A 19,740-nucleotide genomic window follows, 5' to 3' on the forward strand; every position below is an offset into this window, starting at 1 on the left:
TTTTATATAACTTGCTGTCTAAAAAGGGATATTTTCTCAAGCCGTCTTTCGCGCCAATTTAGTCGCAGGCCGCGTCGCCTCTCGCTTACGTTGTGTTTTCTAACTCTAATACACAAGGTTATCCACAGGAATAGTGGATAACTGCTTCCAGCCCGTATCCCCTGCCGCCTGGCAAAATCAGCCCCTGACGTTTTCGCCGGGCGATAAAAAAAAATTATCGCTATTTTTGGCAGATTATTGGCTAACGAGAAGGCAAAAATTGAGGCGTAGACGCTCACATTTTGCACATTCTTAGCATGGCGACGTCAGGAGGGGCTGGCGAAAGAGCAGCAGGATCGTCTGATCCTGCAAGAAGGCGGTTTTTAAGCGCGGTCAGGCGCGTTCCAGGGGGCTAAGGTCCAGATACTGTCCTGTCGCCGCCTGCGATGGAGAAACGCCCAGCCACGGGATTTCCCCTAACAGCGGGGCCGGTATGACGCGGCGAAGCGTCGCGAGATATTCACCATGACGCGCGCCCGGCAGCTGTATGTCGTTGGCTATCCATCCGACAAGTGGTAATCCGGCCTGTTCTACCGCCAGCGCCGTCAGCATGGCGTGATTAATACAGCCCAGCTTGACGCCAACAACCAGAATCACCGGCAGCTGCTCCGTCTGTACCCAGTCGGCAAACGTCAGCGTGGCAGAGAGCGGTGTAAACCAGCCGCCCGCCCCTTCTGTCAACACCCAGTCTGCCTGCGCCTCCAGCGTTCGTAATCCGCGTGATAACACCGCCGCGTCTATCGCCCGGCCTTCGTCGGCGCTAGCGATGTGGGGAGAAGTAGGCTCGGCAAAAGTATAAGGATTGATAGCGGAATAAGGTTGCGGCAGGCTGCTGTTACGCTGCAAGGCCAGGGCATCGCTATTGCGTAGCCCGTCGGTTGTCATTTCGCTGCCGGAAGCGACGGGCTTATAGCCTACGGTTTGATAACCTAACTGCGTTGCGGCCTGCAATAAGGCGCAACTGGCAACCGTTTTACCGACTTCAGTATCAGTACCGGTCACAAAATAGCGTTTAGTCACGTTCAATCACTCCCATAAAAAGATGGTACGTCAGCGGATATTTCCCCTGCCGCTGCGGCCATGCCAGTTGAATCTGTCTAAGCCGGGCGCGGGTTAACACATCCGACTCCCGCCCTTCATGAAGATGGGTGGCGCCAATGCTTTTGAGCGAACGCATCGCGCTCAGGGCATCCTCAAACCACAATGTCATCGCCTGAGTATGACGAGACGCCCGCCAGCCGCGTAGCGCGTGGTCAATGGCCTCTTCCGGCAAAAAGCTATTCGCGTGAGCGCGATTATCGACGGCCTGCCATGCCTGACGCAGCTCCGGCAACGACCCCTGGCACAAGGTGGTAAACGCCACCACGCCGCCGGGCCGTACAACCCGATACAACTCGCTCAACGCATCGCGTAAATCGCCGCACCACTGGACCGCCAGATTGCTCCAGGCCAGGTCAAAAACTTCGGCGTCATGGGGAATCGCTTCGATATCCGCCAGCAAATAGTGATGCGCCGCCTGACGATCGCGAGCCTGTTGCAGCATCGGCAGCGAAAGATCCAGGGCGGTCACTTCGCTCCCCCGCTCTCGCCAGTAACGACTCATACGTCCGGGGCCGCAGCCTGCGTCCAACACACTGGTAAACTGGCGGCCTGTCAACAGCGTCAGCAGCGCATCCGCGCTGTGTTGCTGTAAAGAGGCGTGCTGTTCATATTGCGATGCGGCCCGGCCAAACGCCGCCGCAATAGCCTGCTTATTCACCTGCGCCATGCAGCACCTCCAGCAGACGGTCTATATCGCACGCTTCATGCGCCTGCGTTAACGTTAAGCGCAGGCGCGCCGTACCGACAGGCACCGTCGGCGGACGAATCGCCGTCGCCCAGCATCCTTGTTGACGCAGCGCCTCCGCCAGGCGCAATGCACGGCTGTTATCGCCCACGATTAACGGCTGGATGGCGCTATGGGCATTCAGTAGCGTAAATCGGGACGCGTTAACGCCGGCCCGAAAGCGCTGAACCAGAGCGGCGAGTTTTTCGCGCCGTTCACGACCTTCATCGCTACGGATCACCGCCAGCGAGGCGCTTAACGCCTGCGCCTGGGCGGGCGGCATACTGGTGCTGTAAACCAGATGACGGGCAAATTGCAGCAGATAATCCGCGACGCTTTCCGAGCAGAGCACCGCTGCGCCGCTGACGCCAAACCCCTTACCGAAAGTCACCACCAGCAACTCAGGCTTCACCCCCCGTTGCCAGCAGGTGCCCCGCCCCTCATCGCCAGTCACGCCGATGCCGTGCGCATCATCAACCAACAGCCAGGCATGATGCCTGCGGGCAATGTGCTGGATTTCCGCCAGCGGCGCGCTGTCGCCGTCCATGCTGTATACACCTTCTGTCACCACCAGTTGCTGGCCCACGCAGGGCGATTGCAGTAAACGCGACAGATGCTGCGTATCGTTATGGATAAAGCGGCGAAGCTGCGCCGGACTCAGATTGGCGGCCTCCAGCAGGGAAGCATGACTCAACCTGTCGGCCACAATCCGGTCATTTTTTTTCATTAAGGCGGTAATGACCGCCTGATTCGCCGCAAAGCCAGAGATAAACAGCAGCGCGCGTGGATATCCTAACCATTGCGCCAGTTCCTCCTCTAACGCCTGGTGCGCCACGGAATAACCGCTGATATGACCCGACCCGCCGCTGCCGACGCCAAAACGTATCGCTGCCTGTTGCCAGGCGCGAATAATCTGCGGGTGTTGACTTAAGCCGAGGTAATCATTGCTGGAGAAGTTAAGATACTGTCGCCCGTTCGCTACCAGCCAGCGTCCGGCGCCCTGCGACACCACATAGCGGCGGCGCAACGTATCCGTCGCCCGACGCGCCGTCAGCGCATCGTCGACGCGTTGTTGCCAACTCATAAGGCTGCCGCGTTGTAATAATCATCGGTGTCAGGCGTCATCAGCGTCTGCTCCAGACGTTGCTGCTGCTCGTTATCGCCCGCCAGCACCCTAGTCTGCTGCGGATTCAGCCCCAGCTTACGGAATAACTGCAGATCCTTGTCCTCTGCCGGATTTGGCGTAGTTAACAATTTGCAGCCATAGAAAATCGAGTTCGCCCCGGCCATAAAGCACATCGCCTGGGTCTGCTCGTTCATCTGTTCACGCCCTGCGGAAAGACGCACGTATGAGGTCGGCATCATGATGCGCGCCACGGCGATAGTACGAATAAAATCAAACGCATCCACGTCATCGTTATCCGCAAGCGGTGTGCCTTTCACCTTCACCAGCATGTTGATTGGCACGCTTTCCGGCGGCGTCGGCAGGTTCGCCAACTGCAACAACAGTCCGGCGCGATCGGTAACCGTTTCGCCCAGACCCACAATGCCGCCGGAGCACACTTTAATCCCTGCTTCACGGACTTTTTCCAGCGTGTCGAGGCGCTCCTGATAGGTACGGGTAGTGATGATATTGCCGTAAAACTCCGGCGAGGTATCGAGGTTGTGGTTGTAGTAATCCAGCCCGGCGTTAGCCAGACGCTGCGCCTGGCTCTCGTTCAACATGCCGAGCGTCATACAGGTTTCCAGCCCCATCGCTTTGACGCCCTGTACAATCTGCTCCAGATAAGGCATATCGCGTTCATGCGGATTCTTCCAGGCCGCCCCCATACAGAAGCGGGTCGAACCAGCGTTTTTCGCTTTACGGGCGGAGTCCAGTACCTGCTCTACCTCCATTAAACGCTCGGCTTCCAGCCCGGTTTTATAGCGCGAGCTCTGCGGGCAGTATTTACAATCCTCCGGGCAGGCGCCGGTTTTGATCGACAACAGCGTACTAACCTGTACCTGCTGCGGATCGAAATGCTGGCGATGAATTTGCTGCGCTTCAAACAGCAATTCCAGCAGTGGTTTTTCAAATAATTCGGTTACTTGCGACAGTGTCCAGCGTGGGTGGCGAGCCATCGGGCCTCTCCAAAATATGTTGTTTGTTTTTGATATGGTGTAGACTCGTAAACCTAAATCTTTTTAATTTGGTTTACAAGTCGATTATGACAACGGACGATCTGGCCTTCGATAAACGCCATATTTGGCATCCTTACACTTCCATGACCTCGCCGCTGCCGGTATATCCCGTTGAGCGGGCCGAAGGCTGCGAGCTGGTTCTCGCCTCGGGCGAACGCCTGATTGAGGGGATGTCCTCCTGGTGGGCGGCCATTCATGGTTATAACCACCCGCAATTGAACGCGGCGATGAAAGCGCAAATTGACGCCATGTCGCATGTCATGTTCGGCGGCATAACCCATCAACCTGCGGTGAATCTGTGCCGTAAGCTGGTCGCGATAACGCCTGAGCCGCTGGAGTGTGTCTTTCTGGCCGACTCTGGTTCGGTGTCGGTAGAAGTGGCCATGAAGATGGCGCTGCAATACTGGCAGGCGCGGGGCGAATCGCGTCAGCGTTTTCTGACGTTTCGCCACGGTTATCATGGCGACACGTTCGGCGCGATGTCGGTGTGCGATCCGGATAACTCCATGCACAGCTTGTGGAAAGGCTATCTGCCGGAAAATCTGTTCGCGCCGGCGCCGCAAAGCCGGATGGATGGCGAATGGGATGAAAGCGACATCGCGCCATTTGCCCGCCTGATGGCCGCGCATCGCCATGAAATAGCCGCCGTGATTCTGGAACCTATCGTTCAGGGCGCGGGCGAGATGCGCATATATCATCCACAATGGCTCAGGCGTATTCGTAACATGTGCGATCGCGAAGGCATTCTGCTGATTGCCGATGAAATAGCCACCGGGTTTGGCCGTACCGGCAAACTGTTCGCCTGCGAGCACGCCGGGATCGCGCCGGATATTCTGTGTCTCGGCAAAGCCTTAACCGGCGGCACCATGACCCTCTCGGCAACGCTCACGACACGCCAGGTTGCAGAGACTATTAGCAACGGCGAGGCGGGGTGTTTTATGCATGGCCCGACGTTTATGGGGAATCCGCTGGCCTGCGCCGTCGCTTGCGCCAGCCTGACGCTGCTGGAAAGCGGCGAATGGCGTCAGCAGGTGGCGTCTATCGAGTCTCAGTTACGCGCTGAGTTAGCCCCCGCGCAAAGTTCGCCCTGGGTGGCGGATGTGCGGGTGTTGGGCGCGATTGGGGTGGTTGAAACCACGCACACGGTCAATATGGCGGCGCTTCAACGCTTCTTCGTCGGGCAAGGCGTCTGGATCAGGCCGTTCGGCAAGCTAATCTACCTGATGCCGCCCTACATTATTCGTCCGGATCAACTGCGCCGTTTGACCCAGGCGGTCAATGACGCGGTACACAATGAAACATTTTTTAGCCATTAATCAGCGGTAAGCGATGCTGCTTCTGGCTACACTTCTGGTGAGTCAAAAGGAGAGCGCATGAAACTTATCAGCAACGATTTGCGCGATGGAGATAAACTTCCTCATCGCCACGTTTTTAACGGTATGGGCTATGATGGCGATAATATTTCGCCGCATCTGGCCTGGGACGACGTGCCGATGGGCACCAAAAGTTTTGTCGTGACCTGTTACGATCCCGACGCGCCGACCGGCTCCGGCTGGTGGCATTGGGTGGTGGTGAACCTCCCGGCGGATACGCGCGTACTGACCCAGGGGTTCGGCTCAGGCCTGGTGGCCGTACCAGACGGCGTCATTCAGACGCGTACCGATTTCGGTAAAGCGGGCTACGGCGGCGCGGCGCCGCCTAAAGGGGAAACGCACCGCTATATCTTTACGGTTCACGCGCTGGACGTCGAGCGTCTTGACGTTGATAAAGACGCCAGCGGCGCGATGGTCGGCTTTAACGTGCATTTCCATTCGCTCGCCAGCGCCTCGATCACGGCGATGTTCAGTTAAACGCTGTGCCGGATGGCGGCGTAAACGTCTTACCCTGCCAACGGGTTGGGTAAGCCGAATACGCGCCGCGCCATCCGGCAGCATTCACATAAAGTCCGGCAGCAGACGCTGTAACGCGCCTTGCGCCAGCAGCGTCGTCGCACACTCAATATCGGGCGCGAAAAAACGATCCTGCGTATAGTGCGCCACCCGCTCGCGCAGTGTCTGCCGCGCCTGTTCCAGTAACGGGCTGGAGGTTAACCCTTCCCGTAAATCTATCCCCTGACAGGCAGCCAGCCACTCCACGGCAATGATGCCGCGGGTATTCGCCGCCATTTCCCAGAGTCGCCGCCCTGCCGCCGGGGCCATTGAGACATGATCTTCCTGATTCGCCGAGGTCGGCAGGCTATCCACGCTGTGCGGGTGCGCCAGCGCTTTATTCTCGCTGGCGAGCGCCGCGGCGGTGACCTGGGCAATCATAAAACCGGAATTAACGCCGCCATTTTTTACCAGGAACGGCGGTAACTGCGACATATGTTTATCCATCATCAGCGCGATGCGCCGCTCCGATAGCGCGCCGATTTCCGCTATCGCCAGCGCCAGATTATCCGCCGCCATGGCAACCGGTTCAGCATGGAAGTTACCGCCGGAGATCACCTCCCCCGCATCGGCAAAGACCAGCGGATTATCGGATACCGCGTTGGCCTCAGCCAGCAGTACCTCTTTCGTCTGACGTAACTGGGTCAGACAAGCGCCCATTACCTGCGGCTGGCAGCGAAGGGAATACGGGTCCTGAACTTTATGACAGTGGTGATGTGATTCAGCAATAGCACTGGTATCGGTCAACAGATGCCGGAACAACCGCGCGGCGTCAATTTGCCCCTGTTGTCCGCGCGCGGCATGAATGCGCGCATCAAAAGGACGGCGCGATCCCAGTACGGCTTCGGTAGTCAGCGCGCCGCAGACGACGGCGGAGGCAAATAATTCCTGTGCCTCAAACAAACCGCGCAGCGCGAAGGCCGTCGACGCCTGGGTGCCGTTAAGCAGCGCTAGCCCCTCTTTGGCCGCCAGCGCGACAGGTTCCAGTCCGGCCTTTTTTAGCGCCGCCTGCGCCGGAAGCCATTCGCCCTGCCAGCGCGCTTTTCCTTCGCCAAGTAGCGTCAGCGACAGATGCGCCAGAGGCGCTAAGTCGCCTGACGCGCCAACCGACCCTTTTGCCGGAATCAGCGGATACACGCCGGCATTCACCAGAGCGATGAGCGCCTCTATCACGCTCAACCGAATCCCGGAAAACCCGCGCGCCAGGCTATTGATTTTCAATACCATGATCAGACGCACCATCGCGTCATCCAGTGGGTCGCCTACGCCCGCGGCGTGAGACAGCACCAACGATCGCTGTAGATTTTGCAAGTCTTCATCAGCGATGCGCGTCTGCGCCAGCAGGCCGAAACCGGTGTTGATGCCGTAGGCGGTACGCCCTTCGGCAACAATATCATTGACGCACGCGACACTGGCGTTAATGCCGTCAATGGCGCTGGCGTCCAGCCGAAGCTGTACCGGATGACGCCAGACATCGTACAGTTGAGAGAGGCTTAACTGCCCCGGAGTGAGTGTCATGGTGTTCATATCAGCCTTTCCCCTGCGTCGCCGCAACCATCGGTAAATTCAGACCTTGCTCAACAGCGCATTCCACCGCGAGATCATATCCGGCATCGGCATGACGCATGACGCCCGTCGCCGGATCGTTGTGTAACACGCGGCGAATACGCGCGGCGGCCTCGTCAGTGCCATCACAGACAATCACCATACCGGCGTGTTGCGAAAAACCCATCCCCACCCCGCCGCCATGATGGAGCGATACCCATGTCGCCCCGCTGGTGGTATTCAGCAACGCATTTAACAGCGGCCAGTCGGAAACCGCGTCGGAACCGTCGCGCATCGCTTCGGTTTCACGGTTAGGGCTGGCGACAGAACCGGAATCCAGGTGATCGCGGCCAATCACAATGGGCGCGGATACCTCGCCGCAACGCACCATTTCGTTGAACGCCAGCCCCAGTTTTTGCCGCCACTCCAGGCCTACCCAGCAGATACGCGCCGGTAGCCCCTGAAAATGAATGCGCTCACGCGCCATATCCAGCCAGTGATGCAGATGTTTATCCTCAGCCACTATCTCTTTGACTTTGGCATCGGTTTTATAGATATCCTGCGGATCGCCGGACAGCGCCACCCAGCGAAACGGCCCGATGCCACGACAGAACAGCGGACGAATATAGGCTGGCACAAATCCCGGAAAATCAAAGGCGTTTTCCACCCCCATCTCTTTCGCCATCTGGCGAATATTGTTGCCATAGTCAAAGGTCGGCACGCCCATTTGACTGAACGCCAGCATCGCCCGAACATGCACCGCCATGGAACGTTTCGCTGCCTGCATCGTCCCGTGGGGATCGGATTGCGCGTTTTTCTGATACTCCTCCCAGCACCAGCCGGAGGGCAAATAGCCATGTAGCGGATCGTGGGCGCTGGTCTGATCGGTCACCAGGTCCGGGCGCACGCCGCGATTAACCAGTTCCGGCAGGATATCCGCCGCGTTCGCGCACAGGGCGACGGACACGGCTTTCCCCTCGCGGGTGTAGCGCGTAATGCGGGCCAGCGCGTCATCCAGCGTGGCGGCCTGCTCATCCACGTAGCGAGTACGCAGACGAAAATCGATACGGCTTTGCTGGCATTCAATCGTCAGCGAACACGCTCCGGCCAGCGTCGCGGCTAGCGGTTGCGCGCCGCCCATGCCGCCCAGCCCGGCGGTCAGCACCCAGCGTCCCGCCAGCGTGCCGTTATAGTGCTGACGCCCCGCCTCGACAAAGGTTTCGTATGTTCCCTGCACGATTCCCTGACTGCCGATATAGATCCAGCTTCCGGCCGTCATTTGACCGTACATCGCCAGCCCTTTCGCATCCAGTTCGTTAAAGTGTTCTCATGTCGCCCAGTGGGGAACCAGGTTGGAGTTGGCGATTAATACCCGCGGCGCGTTGTCGTGCGTTTTAAATACGCCGACCGGTTTGCCAGACTGAATAAGCAACGTTTCGTCCGCCTCCAGCCGGGTGAGCGCATCAACAATAGCGTCATAGCATTCCCAGTTGCGCGCGGCGCGACCAATCCCGCCGTAGACCACCAGCTCATGCGGATTTTCCGCCACGTCAGGATCGAGATTATTCATTAACATCCGCAGCGGGGCTTCTGTCAGCCAGCTTTTCGCCGTTAATACCGTGCCTCTGGGCGCGCGGATAGTCTGCTGACGATACTTGCTTTCAGGCATAGCAATGACTCCTCATTATTATCGGTCTGCCATCGCCAAATAACGCTAAAACGCCACTATCAGGCACCGCCGCAGACCCACAGATAAGAATCAGACATATACTTATCTATACAAGTAAGCACAAGAATAGAATTAACAAAAATGATACAATTTTGTTATATTGTGTCAGCAATCACGTTTTCCGGCAGCGGCCCGCTCAGGAGATAAATCGTCCCTGTAGCCGGTAGCGCGACCCGGGGAAAAGTAAACGGGCGTGAGAAACAATCCGCGACGCGGACCAGGTCGTACGACGAATGAGCAGACAAGGCTCATGCTCTTTGATAGTTAACCACGCGCACTCTTGCGCCGTGGCGCGCACCGCCTCCACAATATGTTCCCCTTCCGTTAGCGGCGCGTTCCGCGACAAATAAGCGTGCGGCGTGGTCTGACGGTAATCCTGCGTCAGGTAATCCACGGCAATATCCGCATTCACGCTGCGATCTTCAATTTGTACCGGCAGATCGTTTTCATAATGCACCATGATGGAATGGAAAATGACATCGCTCTCATTGACGTTGAGAGCGCTGGCCTGGATGGCGTTTGCCCGCACGCGCTCCAGCGTGAGCACCTCACAACGATGCTGATGGCGGCGGGCGGCAATCTCCTCGGCGATACTGCGGACTTCAAACAGCGCGGACTGGCCTTTCGGTTCGGCGACAAACGACCCCACGCCCTGTAAACGCACCAGCCACCCTTCATCCGTCAGCTCACGCAGCGCCCGGTTGATGGTCATTCGACTAAAGCCATACTGGGCGACCAGTTCTGCTTCCGACGGAATGCGATCGTGCGGCTGCCAGACGCCGCCGGCTATTTTTTTACAGATGTCCTGTTTCACCGTTTCGTAAAAAGGCGCAGGTGCAGAACGGGAGCGGGATGAATACATGCGTGAAGCCTTCCTTATGCGGAGAGTGTTTTCCGGATGACAGATTAACGCCACCAGTGCGCGATTTGCCAGCCAAGCCGCGCCGCCACGCGCGCCGCTGCGCCATCTTCATCAAAGCGTGGATTAAACTCAACCAGATCCGCCGCCTGTAATTTTCCGCTGCGGCAAACCGGATCAATTAAACGCAGAACTTGTATCAGCGGCACGCCCAGCGCCGCGGGAGCGGAGACGGCCGGCATTTCCCAGACAGGCAATACGTCAAGATCGATAGTCAGATAAATTTTATCCACCTTGTCGATAAACTGCGTCATCTGCGCCAGCGCGTCATGGCAGTCAAGATCCTCCACCACGGTAACATTCCGCCACTGCGCTTCCCGCCACAACGCCTGCGTATTCGCCGCACGGCTCACGCCGAAACAGGCATAATGAAACGCGCGGCTCTGCGCGTCGCATAGCTGCGCCAGTTGACGAAACGGCGTCCCGGATGTTGCCCGGTCGGTCTGACGGAGATCCAGATGCGCATCAAGATTAATGATCCCTACGCTTTCCTGCGCAAACGCGTCCAGCACCCCCGCGCCGTGTCCAAATGCGGTTTCATGCCCGCCGCCCAGCACCAGCGTGCGCATCCCGGCCCGCAGACAGCGGCTTACCGCATCGCGCAAGGCCTGCTGCGCGCCTTCCAGATCGGGCGTCGGCGCAACCCAATTGCCTAAATCCACCAGCCGTTCATGTCCCTGGTGGCTGGCCATATTCGCCAGCGCTTTACGCAACGCGTCCGGGCCGCCTGCCGCGCCGGGACGACCTGCATTGCGTTTTACCCCCTCGTCGCAGGCAAATCCCATTAACGCGATCTTTTGCTGCCAGTTTTCGGGGGAAAAGGCCTCGCTGCGCGTGATGGCCTGAAACAGACGCCGCGCATCCGGCGCTTCTATACTGTCATCGCGCCCCTGCCAGAGCGCCGGAGAAGCCGGATACCATTGCGTCATGAGATTTTTCCTCTGTATACCCGCTGATATAAAGGGTTACGCCCCGGCTCATACACAATCTCTACCGGCTGTTCAGCATCCCACACCACAAAATCCGCCCGGTAGCCGGCCCTGAGCTGCCCATGCGTCGCCTGTCTTCCCAGCGCGCGAGCGGCATGGCGCGTAACGCCCGCCCATGCCTCTTCCGGCGTCAGACCAAACTGTACGCAGGCCATATTCATCGCCAGATGCAAACTGCAAAACGGGCTGGTGCCGGGATTGAAATCGCTGGCGACGGCGACAGGTACCTGATAGCGGCGCAGCAGTTCTACCGGCGGGTGCTGCGTCTCGCGCAGAAAATAAAACGCGCCGGGCAATAATACGCCGACAGTACCGCCGTCACGCATCGCCGCGACGCCCGCTTCATCAAGATATTCGATATGATCCGCCGATAAACCCTGATAACGACTCACCAACTGCGCGCCGCCCAACAGCGAAAGCTGCTCAACATGGCCTTTAACGGGAATACCTAACGCCTTCGCCGTCTGCAATACGCGCTCACTCTGCGCCACATTAAAACCGACGCTCTCGCAAAAGAGGTCTACCGCATCAAATAACCCTTTTTTCCAGAGCTGCGGAATCATCGTCTCGCAGACCAGAGTGATGTAGCCGTCCGGGTCGTCACGATACTCCGCTGGCGTAGCATGAGCGGCCAATAGCGTGGGGCTAATGTCGATAGCGTTTTCGGCGGCAAGTTTTGCAGCGACGCGCAACAGCTTTTCTTCTGTCGCCAGCTCCAGACCATAGCCGGATTTAATCTCCAGCAGCGTAACGCCTTCGCTGGCAAGGCGCATCATGCGTTCGCGCGCAAGCTGGTAGAGTGTCTCTTCCGCACAGGCGCGGGTCGCTGATACCGTCGCGTTAATGCCGCCGCCCTGAGCGCTAATATGCTGGTATGACGCGCCGTTAAGCCGCTGTTCCCACTCTGCGGCGCGGTTACCGGCAAACACCAGATGCGTGTGGCAATCGATAAGTCCCGGGGTTACCAGTCGTCCCTGCATATCATGGATATTGTCCCCGCTGACAGGAAGCTGCGTCTCTGGCACGATATCGCAAATATGCCCTTCACGTACAATCAGCGCCTGGTTATCCACCAGCCCATACGGGGCTTGCCGCTGCGGGTCCATTGTCGCCAGCCTGATGTTTCGCCAGACAGTATCGCCCGGTAAAAGTTGCCGCATTCCTGTCGCTCTCTTGCCTGTCATGAGTTGTATAGACATTTATTTTCTTTCTGCTCCGGATTGTCAACTCAAAGCGCGAAAGTTGTTGCTTAATTGTGATAAAACTATCTGATGCTACAGGTGTTTCCAGCCTGAAAAGGAACTTTTTACCTTTTCGCCTTCCCGTTTCGTTCAACTTAGTATAAAAAAGCAGGCTTCAATGGATGTCATTTAACTTTTTCAAGCCCGGAGCAACCTGTGAATACATTATCGGTTTCCCGTCTGGCGCTGGCACTGGCTTTTGGCGTGACGCTGAGCGCCTGTAGCTCTACGCCACCCGATCAGATCCCTTCCGATCAAACCGCGCCTGGCACCGCCTCGCGCCCAATTCTGTCGGCAAATGAAGCGAAAAACTTCGTTGCGGCGCGCTATTTTGCCTCCCTGACACCGAATACCGCCCCGTGGTCGCCGTCGCCGATTACCCTGCCCGCACAGCCTGACTTTGTGGTGGGGCCGGCAGGTACGCCAGGCGTTACGCACACCTCAATTCAGGCCGCGGTCGATGCGGCAATGGTTAAACGCACGAACAAACGTCAGTACATTGCTATTATGCCGGGCGACTATCAGGGGACCGTGTATGTTCCCGCCGCGCCGGGAAGTCTGACCCTGTACGGGACCGGTGAAAAACCGATCGATGTGAAAATTGGGATGGCGATTGATGGTGAAATGAGTGTCGCTGACTGGCGCCGCGCGGTGAATCCCGGCGGGAAATATATGCCTGGTAAACCCGCCTGGTATATGTTCGATAACTGCCAAAGCAAACACGCCGCGACGATCGGTGTGATGTGTTCTGCCGCGTTCTGGTCGCAGAATAACGGTCTGCAGCTACAAAATCTGACCATCGAGAACACGCTGGGCGACAGCGTCGATGCCGGAAACCATCCGGCGGTGGCGCTGCGTACCGATGGCGACAAAGTCCAGATTAACAAGGTCAATATCCTTGGCCGCCAGAACACCTTCTTTGTGACCAACAGCGGCGTGCAGAACCGTCTGCAAACCGATCGTCAGCCGCGTACGCTGGTGACGAACAGCTATATTGAAGGCGATGTGGATATGGTTTCCGGACGCGGCGCCGTGGTGTTCGATAACACCAACTTCCAGGTCGTCAACTCCCGCACACAGCAGGAAGCCTACGTCTTCGCCCCGGCGACGCTGTCCAATATTTACTATGGCTTTTTGGCGATCAACAGCCGCTTTAACGCCTCCGGCGATGGCGTTGCGCAGCTTGGCCGCTCGCTGGATGTCGACGCTAACACCAACGGTCAGGTCGTGATCCGCGACAGCGTGATTAACGAGGGCTTCAACGTTGCCAAACCATGGGCCGACGCGGTCATCTCGAAACGTCCGTTTGCCGGAAATACGGGAACCGTGGATGACAAAGACGAGGTGCAGCGTAATCTGAACGACACTAACTACAACCGCATGTGGGAATACAACAACCGCGGTGTAGGCAGTAAAGTGGTGGCGGAACCTAAGCAGTAATCGCCGTTCCGGTTCAGGCTTATAAACGGGCCGCCGCAGCAGATGTGGCGGCCCGTGGTTTTACTGCAAGCGATGTTTATTGAAATTAATCAGGCATCCCGCCTTGATGAGCTCCAGCCCGCCGCCCTTCGGCACACAGCGCTTTAGTACGCGTTCACCACAACCCACATTGGCCCCTGGCCGACGGCATAACGGCCTTTTTCCGTCAGCAACCCCTGAGTGCCCGTAATTTCATAGACCGCGATATGATGTGATTTTTGACCCGCAGCAATCAGGTATTTTCCGCTATTGTCGATATTAAAGCCGCGCGGTTGGGCTTCCGTCGGCTGGAAGCCTTCAACGCTCAGTACGCTGCCATCTTCGGAGACACTAAAGACGGTAATCAGACTGGCGGTGCGGTCACAGGCATACAGATGCCGTCCATCCGGCGTAATATGAATATCCGCCGCCCAGCGGGTATCGGAAAAATCGGCGGGCATCATATCCAGGGTTTGTACGCACTCTATCTCGCCATGCGGATTTTTAAGCTGCCAGACATCCACCGAACTGTTCAGTTCATTGACGCAATACGCATATTGTCGATTCGGGTGGAAGACCATATGACGCGGGCCTGCCCCTTCAACTGTATTTACTTCCGCCGGCTCCTGGGCCACCAGATGGCCGTCATCGCTTAGCGTAAACAGACAAATGCGCTCCTGTTTTAGCGCAGGCACCCACAGGGTACGGTTATCCGGCGTAATATTTGCCGAGTGGCAGCCGTCCAGCCCCTCCACCACATCCACCAGCTCAACCGGCAGGCCATCCTGTAAGCGCGTCACGCTGACATTACCGGCGTTATACGATCCGACAAAGACAAAACGACCATGATGATCGGTAGAAATATGGGTCGGGCTACCCGGCAGGGCGGATTCGGCGGCAAACGTCAGCGCGCCATCATCCGGCGCAATACGATACGCCAGGACACGAAACTCCGGGCGCACGCCGACATAGAGGTAGCGTTTATCCGGACTGACCACCATCGGCTGAACCTGACCGGGCACATCCACGACCTGCACCAGCGTCAGCGTCCCTTCGTGGTTCAGGCTCCAGACGTGAATTTGCTGACTCTCAGGGCTGGCGGTATAGACTGTTTGTTTCATGAATACTCCTTTGCATATGGCATGTAGCTGCAATAACAGGACACAGCTTAACGTAGTCGCTTTTGACGGCGAATGCTGAATTCAGACGCAGAATTTTGTCTGCTTACCGTCCCGGTGTACCATGCCGACAGACGGAATTATTACTCTTAATCTGGAAAAAATTATGACTGCACGCGTGATTGCCCTCGATTTAGACGGAACGTTATTAACCCCGCATAAAACCTTACTCCCCTCCTCGCTTGACGCGCTATCACGCGCTAAAGAGGCGGGCTTTCAACTTATCATTGTCACGGGTCGCCATCACGTTGCTATTCATCCTTTTTATCAGGCGCTGGCGCTGGAAACACCTGCTATTTGCTGCAACGGCACCTATTTGTATGATTATCAAGCTAAAACTGTCCTGGATGCCGATCCTATGCCCGTGGATAAGGCGTTGCAGTTGATTGATTTACTGGATGAGCATCAGATTCACGGCCTGATGTATGTTGATGACGCTATGCTTTACGAGCACCCAACCGGTCACGTCGTGCGTACCTCCCGGTGGGCGCAGACCTTGCCGCCGGAGCAACGTCCGACCTTTGCACAGGTCTCTTCGTTGGCGCAGGCGGCGCGCGACGTGAATGCCGTGTGGAAGTTTGCGCTTACCGATGAAGATATTCCCAAGCTACAGCGGTTCGGTCAGCATGTTGAACAGGCGCTTGGCCTGGAGTGCGAATGGTCATGGCACGATCAGGTGGATATCGCGCGCAAAGGCAACAGTAAAGGCAAGCGCCTTACCCAGTGGATAGAAGCGCAGGGAGGGTCAATGAAAAATGTGATCGCTTTCGGCGATAACTACAACGACATCAGTATGCTGGAGGCGGCAGGCACCGGCGTTGCGATGGGCAACGCCGATGAGGCGGTGAAAGCGCGCGCTGACGTTGTGATCGGCGATAACACTACCGATAGCATCGCCAAATTTATTTACACCCACCTGCTATAGTCAGGCGGTGATAGAAACGCTTTTCACCTGCGCGTAAAGCCACAGGCCAGGCTTGATATTCAGCTCATCCCTGGCCCACGGGCTTATTCGCGCCCACAGAGTTCTGCCGCCTATCTCAAGCTGAACTTCCACCTGCCCGTTATCGTCATAACAATTCGCCACTTTTGCCCGCAATACGTTGCGGATACTGGTCTGCTGCGGCGGCTGTAGTACCAGCGAGACATCCGACGCCTGTATACGAATACGCAGTGTGGATTGCAGCGGCTGATTGAGTTTATTTACCCACAGGTGCTGGTCGCCAAGCGCCAGGGCGGTCATGGCATAATGCGGGTGATGCTCCAGCACGCTGACTTTCAGAATACTGCTCTGTTGCTCTTTCGGCAGCCACGGGTGCATAACGCTGCTTCCCCAGACCTCCTCCAGCGGGCCAAACGCTTTAACCTGTCCATCCTCCAGCACCATGACTTTATCCGCCAGGTGGAGAATTTCATCGAGAGAATGGCTGACATACAGCATGGGAATATTGATTTCCCGCGCCAGCCGTTGCAGGTACGGCAGTAATTCGCGTTTTCGCGGGATATCCAGCGAGGCCAACGGTTCGTCCAACAGCAGCAACTCCGGGGCGGTGAGCAATGCCCGGCCTATCGCTACGCGCTGTTTTTCTCCTCCGGACAGGCTCCCCGGCAGGCGATCAAGCAACGCTTCAATTCCCAGCAGCGACACCAGCTTATCAAACTGGCCGGTCATGCTTTTCGCCATGCCGTAGCGCAAATTGCCGCGTACTTTGTAATGGGGGAACAGGCGCGCATCCTGGAAAACATAACCGATGCGGCGCTTTTCCGGCGTTAAACAGATACCGTTTTCCGCGTCATGCAACACCCGGCCATTCAGCGCGATGCGTCCTTTTTGCGGGCGAGTCAAACCGCTGATGGCATTAATCAGCGAGGTTTTTCCCGCGCCGGAGACACCAAAGATAGCCGTGATCCCACTGGCTGGCAGCGTTTCGTTGAGGGTTAAACAGTGCGTTCCCAGCGTCTGGGAAAAATTAAGCTCCAGCATGGTTAGCGCCCCGTCCGTTCACGGCTAATCCGCGCCAGCCATTCAGAAATCAACAGCGAAATCAGCGCTAATACAATCGAAATCACGCACAGCCTCGCCGCCGCGCTCTCCCCGCCCGGCGTCTGGATCAAGGTATACATGGCGGAAGGTATGGTGCGGGTTTCGCCCGGAATATTGGAAACAAAGGTAATGGTCGCGCCAAATTCGCCAAGCGAACGGGCAAACGCCAGCACCGTACCGACAATAATACCCGGCAAGGTAAGCGGTAAGGTGATAGTCAGAAAAACGCGCCAGCGCCCGGCGCCCAGCGTTCTGGCGGCCTGTTCAAGCTTGATATCCACCCCCTCCAGCGCCAGCCGAATGGCCCGCACCATCAGCGGGAAGGACATCACCGCCGCCGCCAGCACGGCGCCGCGCCAGCTAAAGGCAAACGTGAGACCGAACCAGTCATACAGCCACTGGCCAATAAACCCGCGTCGCCCCATCGACACCAGCAGCAGATAGCCGACCACCACCGGCGGCAGCACCAGCGGCAGATGCAGGACGCTATCAAGTAAGGCTTTGCCCGGAAACCGGCATCGCACCAGTAACCAGGCAAAAAAGATCCCAAACGGCAGGCTAAACAGCACGGCCAGGGAAGACACTTTCAGGCTAAGAAGGACAGCCTGCCATTCTGGATCGGTCAGTATCATTACTTCGTCGTAAATCCATAACGTTTAAAGATTGCCGAGGCCTGCGGTCCTTTCAGGTAATCATAGAACGCGCTGACGGTCGCATTTTTATGCCCCTCCACGATAGCGATGGGGTATTCCACTTTTTTATGTGAATCTTCCGGGAACGTCGCCACCACGTTGACCCCCTTGCTGGCGACCGCATCAGAACCGTATACAATGCCTAAAGGCGCTTCGTTACGTTCGACCAGCGCCAACGCGCCGCGCACATCCTCGCCCGGCGCCAGTTTCGGTTCAAGCGTTTGCCATGCGCCCAGCTTTTGCAGCGCTTCTTTGGCATAAATTCCCGCCGGTACGTGTTGCGGATCGCCCACCGCCAGACGCCCGCCGTTCAGCAGATGAATCCAGTCCGTTTTGTTGTCGATGGTAAACGGTTTCTGCTCGCTGGCTTTCGGCGCTACCACTACCAGGCTATTGCCAAGCAATGTTTCGCGCGTCGTGGTATCCACCGCTTTTTTATCGGCTGCGTAATCCATCCATTTCTGATCAGCAGAGATGAACAGGTCCGCCGGCGCGCCCGCTTCTATCTGGCGCGCCAGCGTTGAAGAGGAGGCGAATGAGGAGACCACATCCACATTTTTCTCTTTTTTATATTCTGCCGCAATGTCTTGCATCGCGTTCGTTAGCGACGCGGCGGCAAATACGGTGATCTTGCCTTCATCCGCCAGCGCATGACCAGCGATGACGAAAGATAATGTCGCCCCTGCGACCAGGCGTAACCAGGAATGCGCCATCTGTAACTCCTTGTGCGTTTCGTTATGTAAACGACAATATAACGATAATCTCAGGGGTTTCCCAGCGGTTATTCATACCCATTAACGATTAAACACAGAAAATATCGGCAGGAAAAGCAGGATCTTGAGTAACAAAAACGCCCGACTGAGCGGGCGTTTGGGGAAATCAGCGGTTCTGTCTGGACTGGTCTTTCTGACCGATACCGGAAAAAATGTTGAACACCTCACCCAGACCGTAAATCAGACCGAGGATGATGGCCATCACTACCGGTACCATGATGACGGCGAATACCAGACTTTTTAATAACTCTAACATGGGCAACTCCAGATATAGTCCTTTTTGTATTTTAACCGCATCACACAGAAAAGCACTCCCCTTTTGTGCGGTCGGCTTTGCGCTGACGCACTTTTCAGTCACAATAGTCTTTTTACCAGGAGCTGGTTATGCAGGCCGAAATCCTTCTTACCCTGAAACTTCAGCAAAAGCTTTTTGCCGATCCCCGACGTATCTCTCTGCTGAAACACATTGCGCTTTCCGGCTCGATTAGTCAGGGCGCGAAAGACGCGGGAATCAGCTATAAGAGCGCCTGGGATGCGATAAACGACATGAACCAGCTTAGCGAACATATGCTGGTTGAACGCGCAACGGGCGGCAAAGGCGGCGGCGGCGCGGTATTAACCCGCTATGGCCAGCGTCTGATCCAGCTTTACGATTTGCTGGGCCAAATTCAGCAAAAAGCATTCGATGTGTTAAGCGACGATGACGCCCTGCCGCTTGACAGTCTGCTGGCCGCTATCTCCCGCTTTTCACTGCAAACCAGCGCCCGAAATCAGTGGTTCGGCACCATTACCGCCCGCGATCGCAATCAGGTGCAACAGCATGTCGACGTGCTGCTGGCCGACGGCAAAACGCGGCTCAAAGTCGCGCTGACGGCGCAAAGCGGCGAGCGTCTCGGCCTGGAGGAAGGTAAAGAAGTGCTGATCCTGCTAAAAGCGCCATGGGTTGGCATTACCCGGGATGCAGCCGTTGCACGCGCCGCTGACAATCAGTTGTCGGGAACGATCAGCCATATCGAGCGCGGCGCGGAACAGTGTGAAGTGTTGATGGCGCTGCCGGACGGCCAGACGCTGTGCGCCACGATACCGACTGCGGATGCCGCCACGTTAAAGGAAGGCGATGACGTGATTGCCTGGTTTAATGCGGACAGAGTGATTATTGCAACGTTGTGCTAAGCACATTGACATCCGTTGCCGAAAGA

Annotated in this window: 18 protein-coding genes and 1 pseudogene; 5 read left to right on the forward strand and 14 right to left on the reverse strand. The window is 56.9% G+C overall.

All coding sequences use genetic code 11. The features are described 5' to 3' along the window. Positions 1-372 precede the first annotated feature (372 nt). From bioD to bioB, 4 genes are read right to left on the reverse strand one after another with little or no spacing between them, the layout of a single operon-like run. Positions 373-1,059 (reverse strand): dethiobiotin synthase, encoded by a 687-nt coding sequence (gene bioD, locus J4685_RS09935; RefSeq protein ID WP_000167216.1) that lies wholly within the window; start codon positions 1,057-1,059, stop codon positions 373-375. Beyond that, on the reverse strand, positions 1,052-1,807 hold the full coding sequence (gene bioC, locus J4685_RS09940; RefSeq protein ID WP_000079919.1) for a malonyl-ACP O-methyltransferase BioC: 756 nt from the start codon (positions 1,805-1,807) through the stop codon (positions 1,052-1,054). The genes bioD and bioC overlap by 8 nt, the downstream gene beginning before the upstream one ends. Beyond that, positions 1,791-2,948, reverse strand: a complete 1,158-nt coding sequence (gene bioF / locus J4685_RS09945; RefSeq protein ID WP_000118932.1) for an 8-amino-7-oxononanoate synthase — start codon at positions 2,946-2,948, stop codon at positions 1,791-1,793. The genes bioC and bioF overlap by 17 nt, the downstream gene beginning before the upstream one ends. Then, entirely contained in the window at positions 2,945-3,985 is a 1,041-nt protein-coding gene (bioB, locus tag J4685_RS09950) for a biotin synthase BioB (RefSeq protein ID WP_000090727.1), read from the reverse strand. Before bioB ends, bioF begins: the two co-directional genes overlap by 4 nt. A gap of 86 nt (positions 3,986-4,071) precedes the next feature. Here bioB and bioA point away from each other — a divergent pair, with 86 nt between their 5' ends. Then, positions 4,072-5,361: an adenosylmethionine--8-amino-7-oxononanoate transaminase gene (gene bioA / locus J4685_RS09955; RefSeq protein WP_000205501.1), complete on the forward strand. Its 1,290-nt coding sequence runs from the start codon at positions 4,072-4,074 to the stop codon at positions 5,359-5,361. Between the two features lie 57 nt (positions 5,362-5,418). Further along, positions 5,419-5,895, forward strand: a complete 477-nt coding sequence (locus J4685_RS09960) for a kinase inhibitor (RefSeq protein WP_000767406.1) — start codon at positions 5,419-5,421, stop codon at positions 5,893-5,895. A gap of 84 nt (positions 5,896-5,979) precedes the next feature. Here J4685_RS09960 and hutH read toward each other — a convergent pair whose 3' ends face one another. From hutH to hutI, 5 genes and pseudogenes are all read right to left on the reverse strand, one after another. Next, a complete protein-coding gene (gene hutH / locus J4685_RS09965; protein ID WP_001095234.1) occupies positions 5,980-7,500 on the reverse strand; it encodes a histidine ammonia-lyase in 1,521 nt (506 codons plus the stop codon). 1 nt (position 7,501) lies between these two features. After that, a pseudogene (gene hutU, locus J4685_RS09970) lies at positions 7,502-9,187 on the reverse strand (urocanate hydratase). Between the two features lie 196 nt (positions 9,188-9,383). After that, positions 9,384-10,109, reverse strand: coding sequence for a histidine utilization repressor (locus tag J4685_RS09975; protein WP_000287408.1), 726 nt, complete (start codon positions 10,107-10,109; stop codon positions 9,384-9,386). A 44-nt stretch (positions 10,110-10,153) separates the two neighbouring features. Further along, positions 10,154-11,095: a formimidoylglutamase gene (gene hutG / locus J4685_RS09980; RefSeq protein WP_000195669.1), complete on the reverse strand. Its 942-nt coding sequence runs from the start codon at positions 11,093-11,095 to the stop codon at positions 10,154-10,156. After that, entirely contained in the window at positions 11,092-12,315 is a 1,224-nt protein-coding gene (gene hutI / locus J4685_RS09985; protein WP_001249488.1) for an imidazolonepropionase, read from the reverse strand. The genes hutG and hutI overlap by 4 nt, the downstream gene beginning before the upstream one ends. Positions 12,316-12,552: 237 nt before the next feature. On the opposite strand from hutI, the gene J4685_RS09990 reads away from it, so the two are divergent. Beyond that, on the forward strand, positions 12,553-13,836 hold the full coding sequence (locus J4685_RS09990) for a putative acyl-CoA thioester hydrolase (RefSeq protein WP_001094776.1): 1,284 nt from the start codon (positions 12,553-12,555) through the stop codon (positions 13,834-13,836). Between the two features lie 143 nt (positions 13,837-13,979). On the opposite strand, the gene pgl is transcribed toward J4685_RS09990, so the two are convergent. Further along, positions 13,980-14,975 carry a 6-phosphogluconolactonase gene (gene pgl, locus J4685_RS09995; protein WP_000815473.1) on the reverse strand — a complete coding sequence of 332 codons (996 nt, stop codon included), beginning with the start codon at positions 14,973-14,975 and terminating at the stop codon, positions 13,980-13,982. A 163-nt stretch (positions 14,976-15,138) separates the two neighbouring features. Here pgl and J4685_RS10000 point away from each other — a divergent pair, with 163 nt between their 5' ends. Continuing rightward, entirely contained in the window at positions 15,139-15,957 is an 819-nt protein-coding gene (locus J4685_RS10000) for a pyridoxal phosphatase (protein ID WP_011233099.1), read from the forward strand. Here the strand turns inward: J4685_RS10000 and modC are convergent, their stop codons facing one another. The 4 genes from modC to J4685_RS10020 all read right to left on the reverse strand — a co-directional run bounded on the left by modC (position 15,958) and on the right by J4685_RS10020 (position 18,797). Further along, complete coding sequence (gene modC / locus J4685_RS10005) at positions 15,958-17,016, reverse strand: molybdenum ABC transporter ATP-binding protein ModC (protein WP_000891710.1); 1,059 nt, start codon at positions 17,014-17,016, stop codon at positions 15,958-15,960. A 2-nt stretch (positions 17,017-17,018) separates the two neighbouring features. Further along, complete coding sequence (gene modB, locus J4685_RS10010; protein WP_000604026.1) at positions 17,019-17,708, reverse strand: molybdate ABC transporter permease subunit; 690 nt, start codon at positions 17,706-17,708, stop codon at positions 17,019-17,021. Then, a complete protein-coding gene (modA, locus tag J4685_RS10015; protein ID WP_000951414.1) occupies positions 17,708-18,481 on the reverse strand; it encodes a molybdate ABC transporter substrate-binding protein in 774 nt (257 codons plus the stop codon). Before modA ends, modB begins: the two co-directional genes overlap by 1 nt. 166 nt (positions 18,482-18,647) lie before the next feature. Then, positions 18,648-18,797 carry an AcrZ family multidrug efflux pump-associated protein gene (locus J4685_RS10020; protein WP_000891513.1) on the reverse strand — a complete coding sequence of 50 codons (150 nt, stop codon included), beginning with the start codon at positions 18,795-18,797 and terminating at the stop codon, positions 18,648-18,650. Positions 18,798-18,925: 128 nt separating this feature from the next. Between J4685_RS10020 and modE the strand changes: the two genes are divergently transcribed. Continuing rightward, positions 18,926-19,714, forward strand: a complete 789-nt coding sequence (gene modE, locus J4685_RS10025; RefSeq protein WP_001147422.1) for a molybdenum-dependent transcriptional regulator — start codon at positions 18,926-18,928, stop codon at positions 19,712-19,714. Positions 19,715-19,740 lie beyond the last annotated feature (26 nt).

Origin of the sequence: Salmonella sp. 32100201201700099SM (genome assembly GCF_017572645.1) — a bacterium.
GTDB classification, from domain to species: Bacteria; Pseudomonadota; Gammaproteobacteria; order Enterobacterales; family Enterobacteriaceae; genus Salmonella; species Salmonella enterica.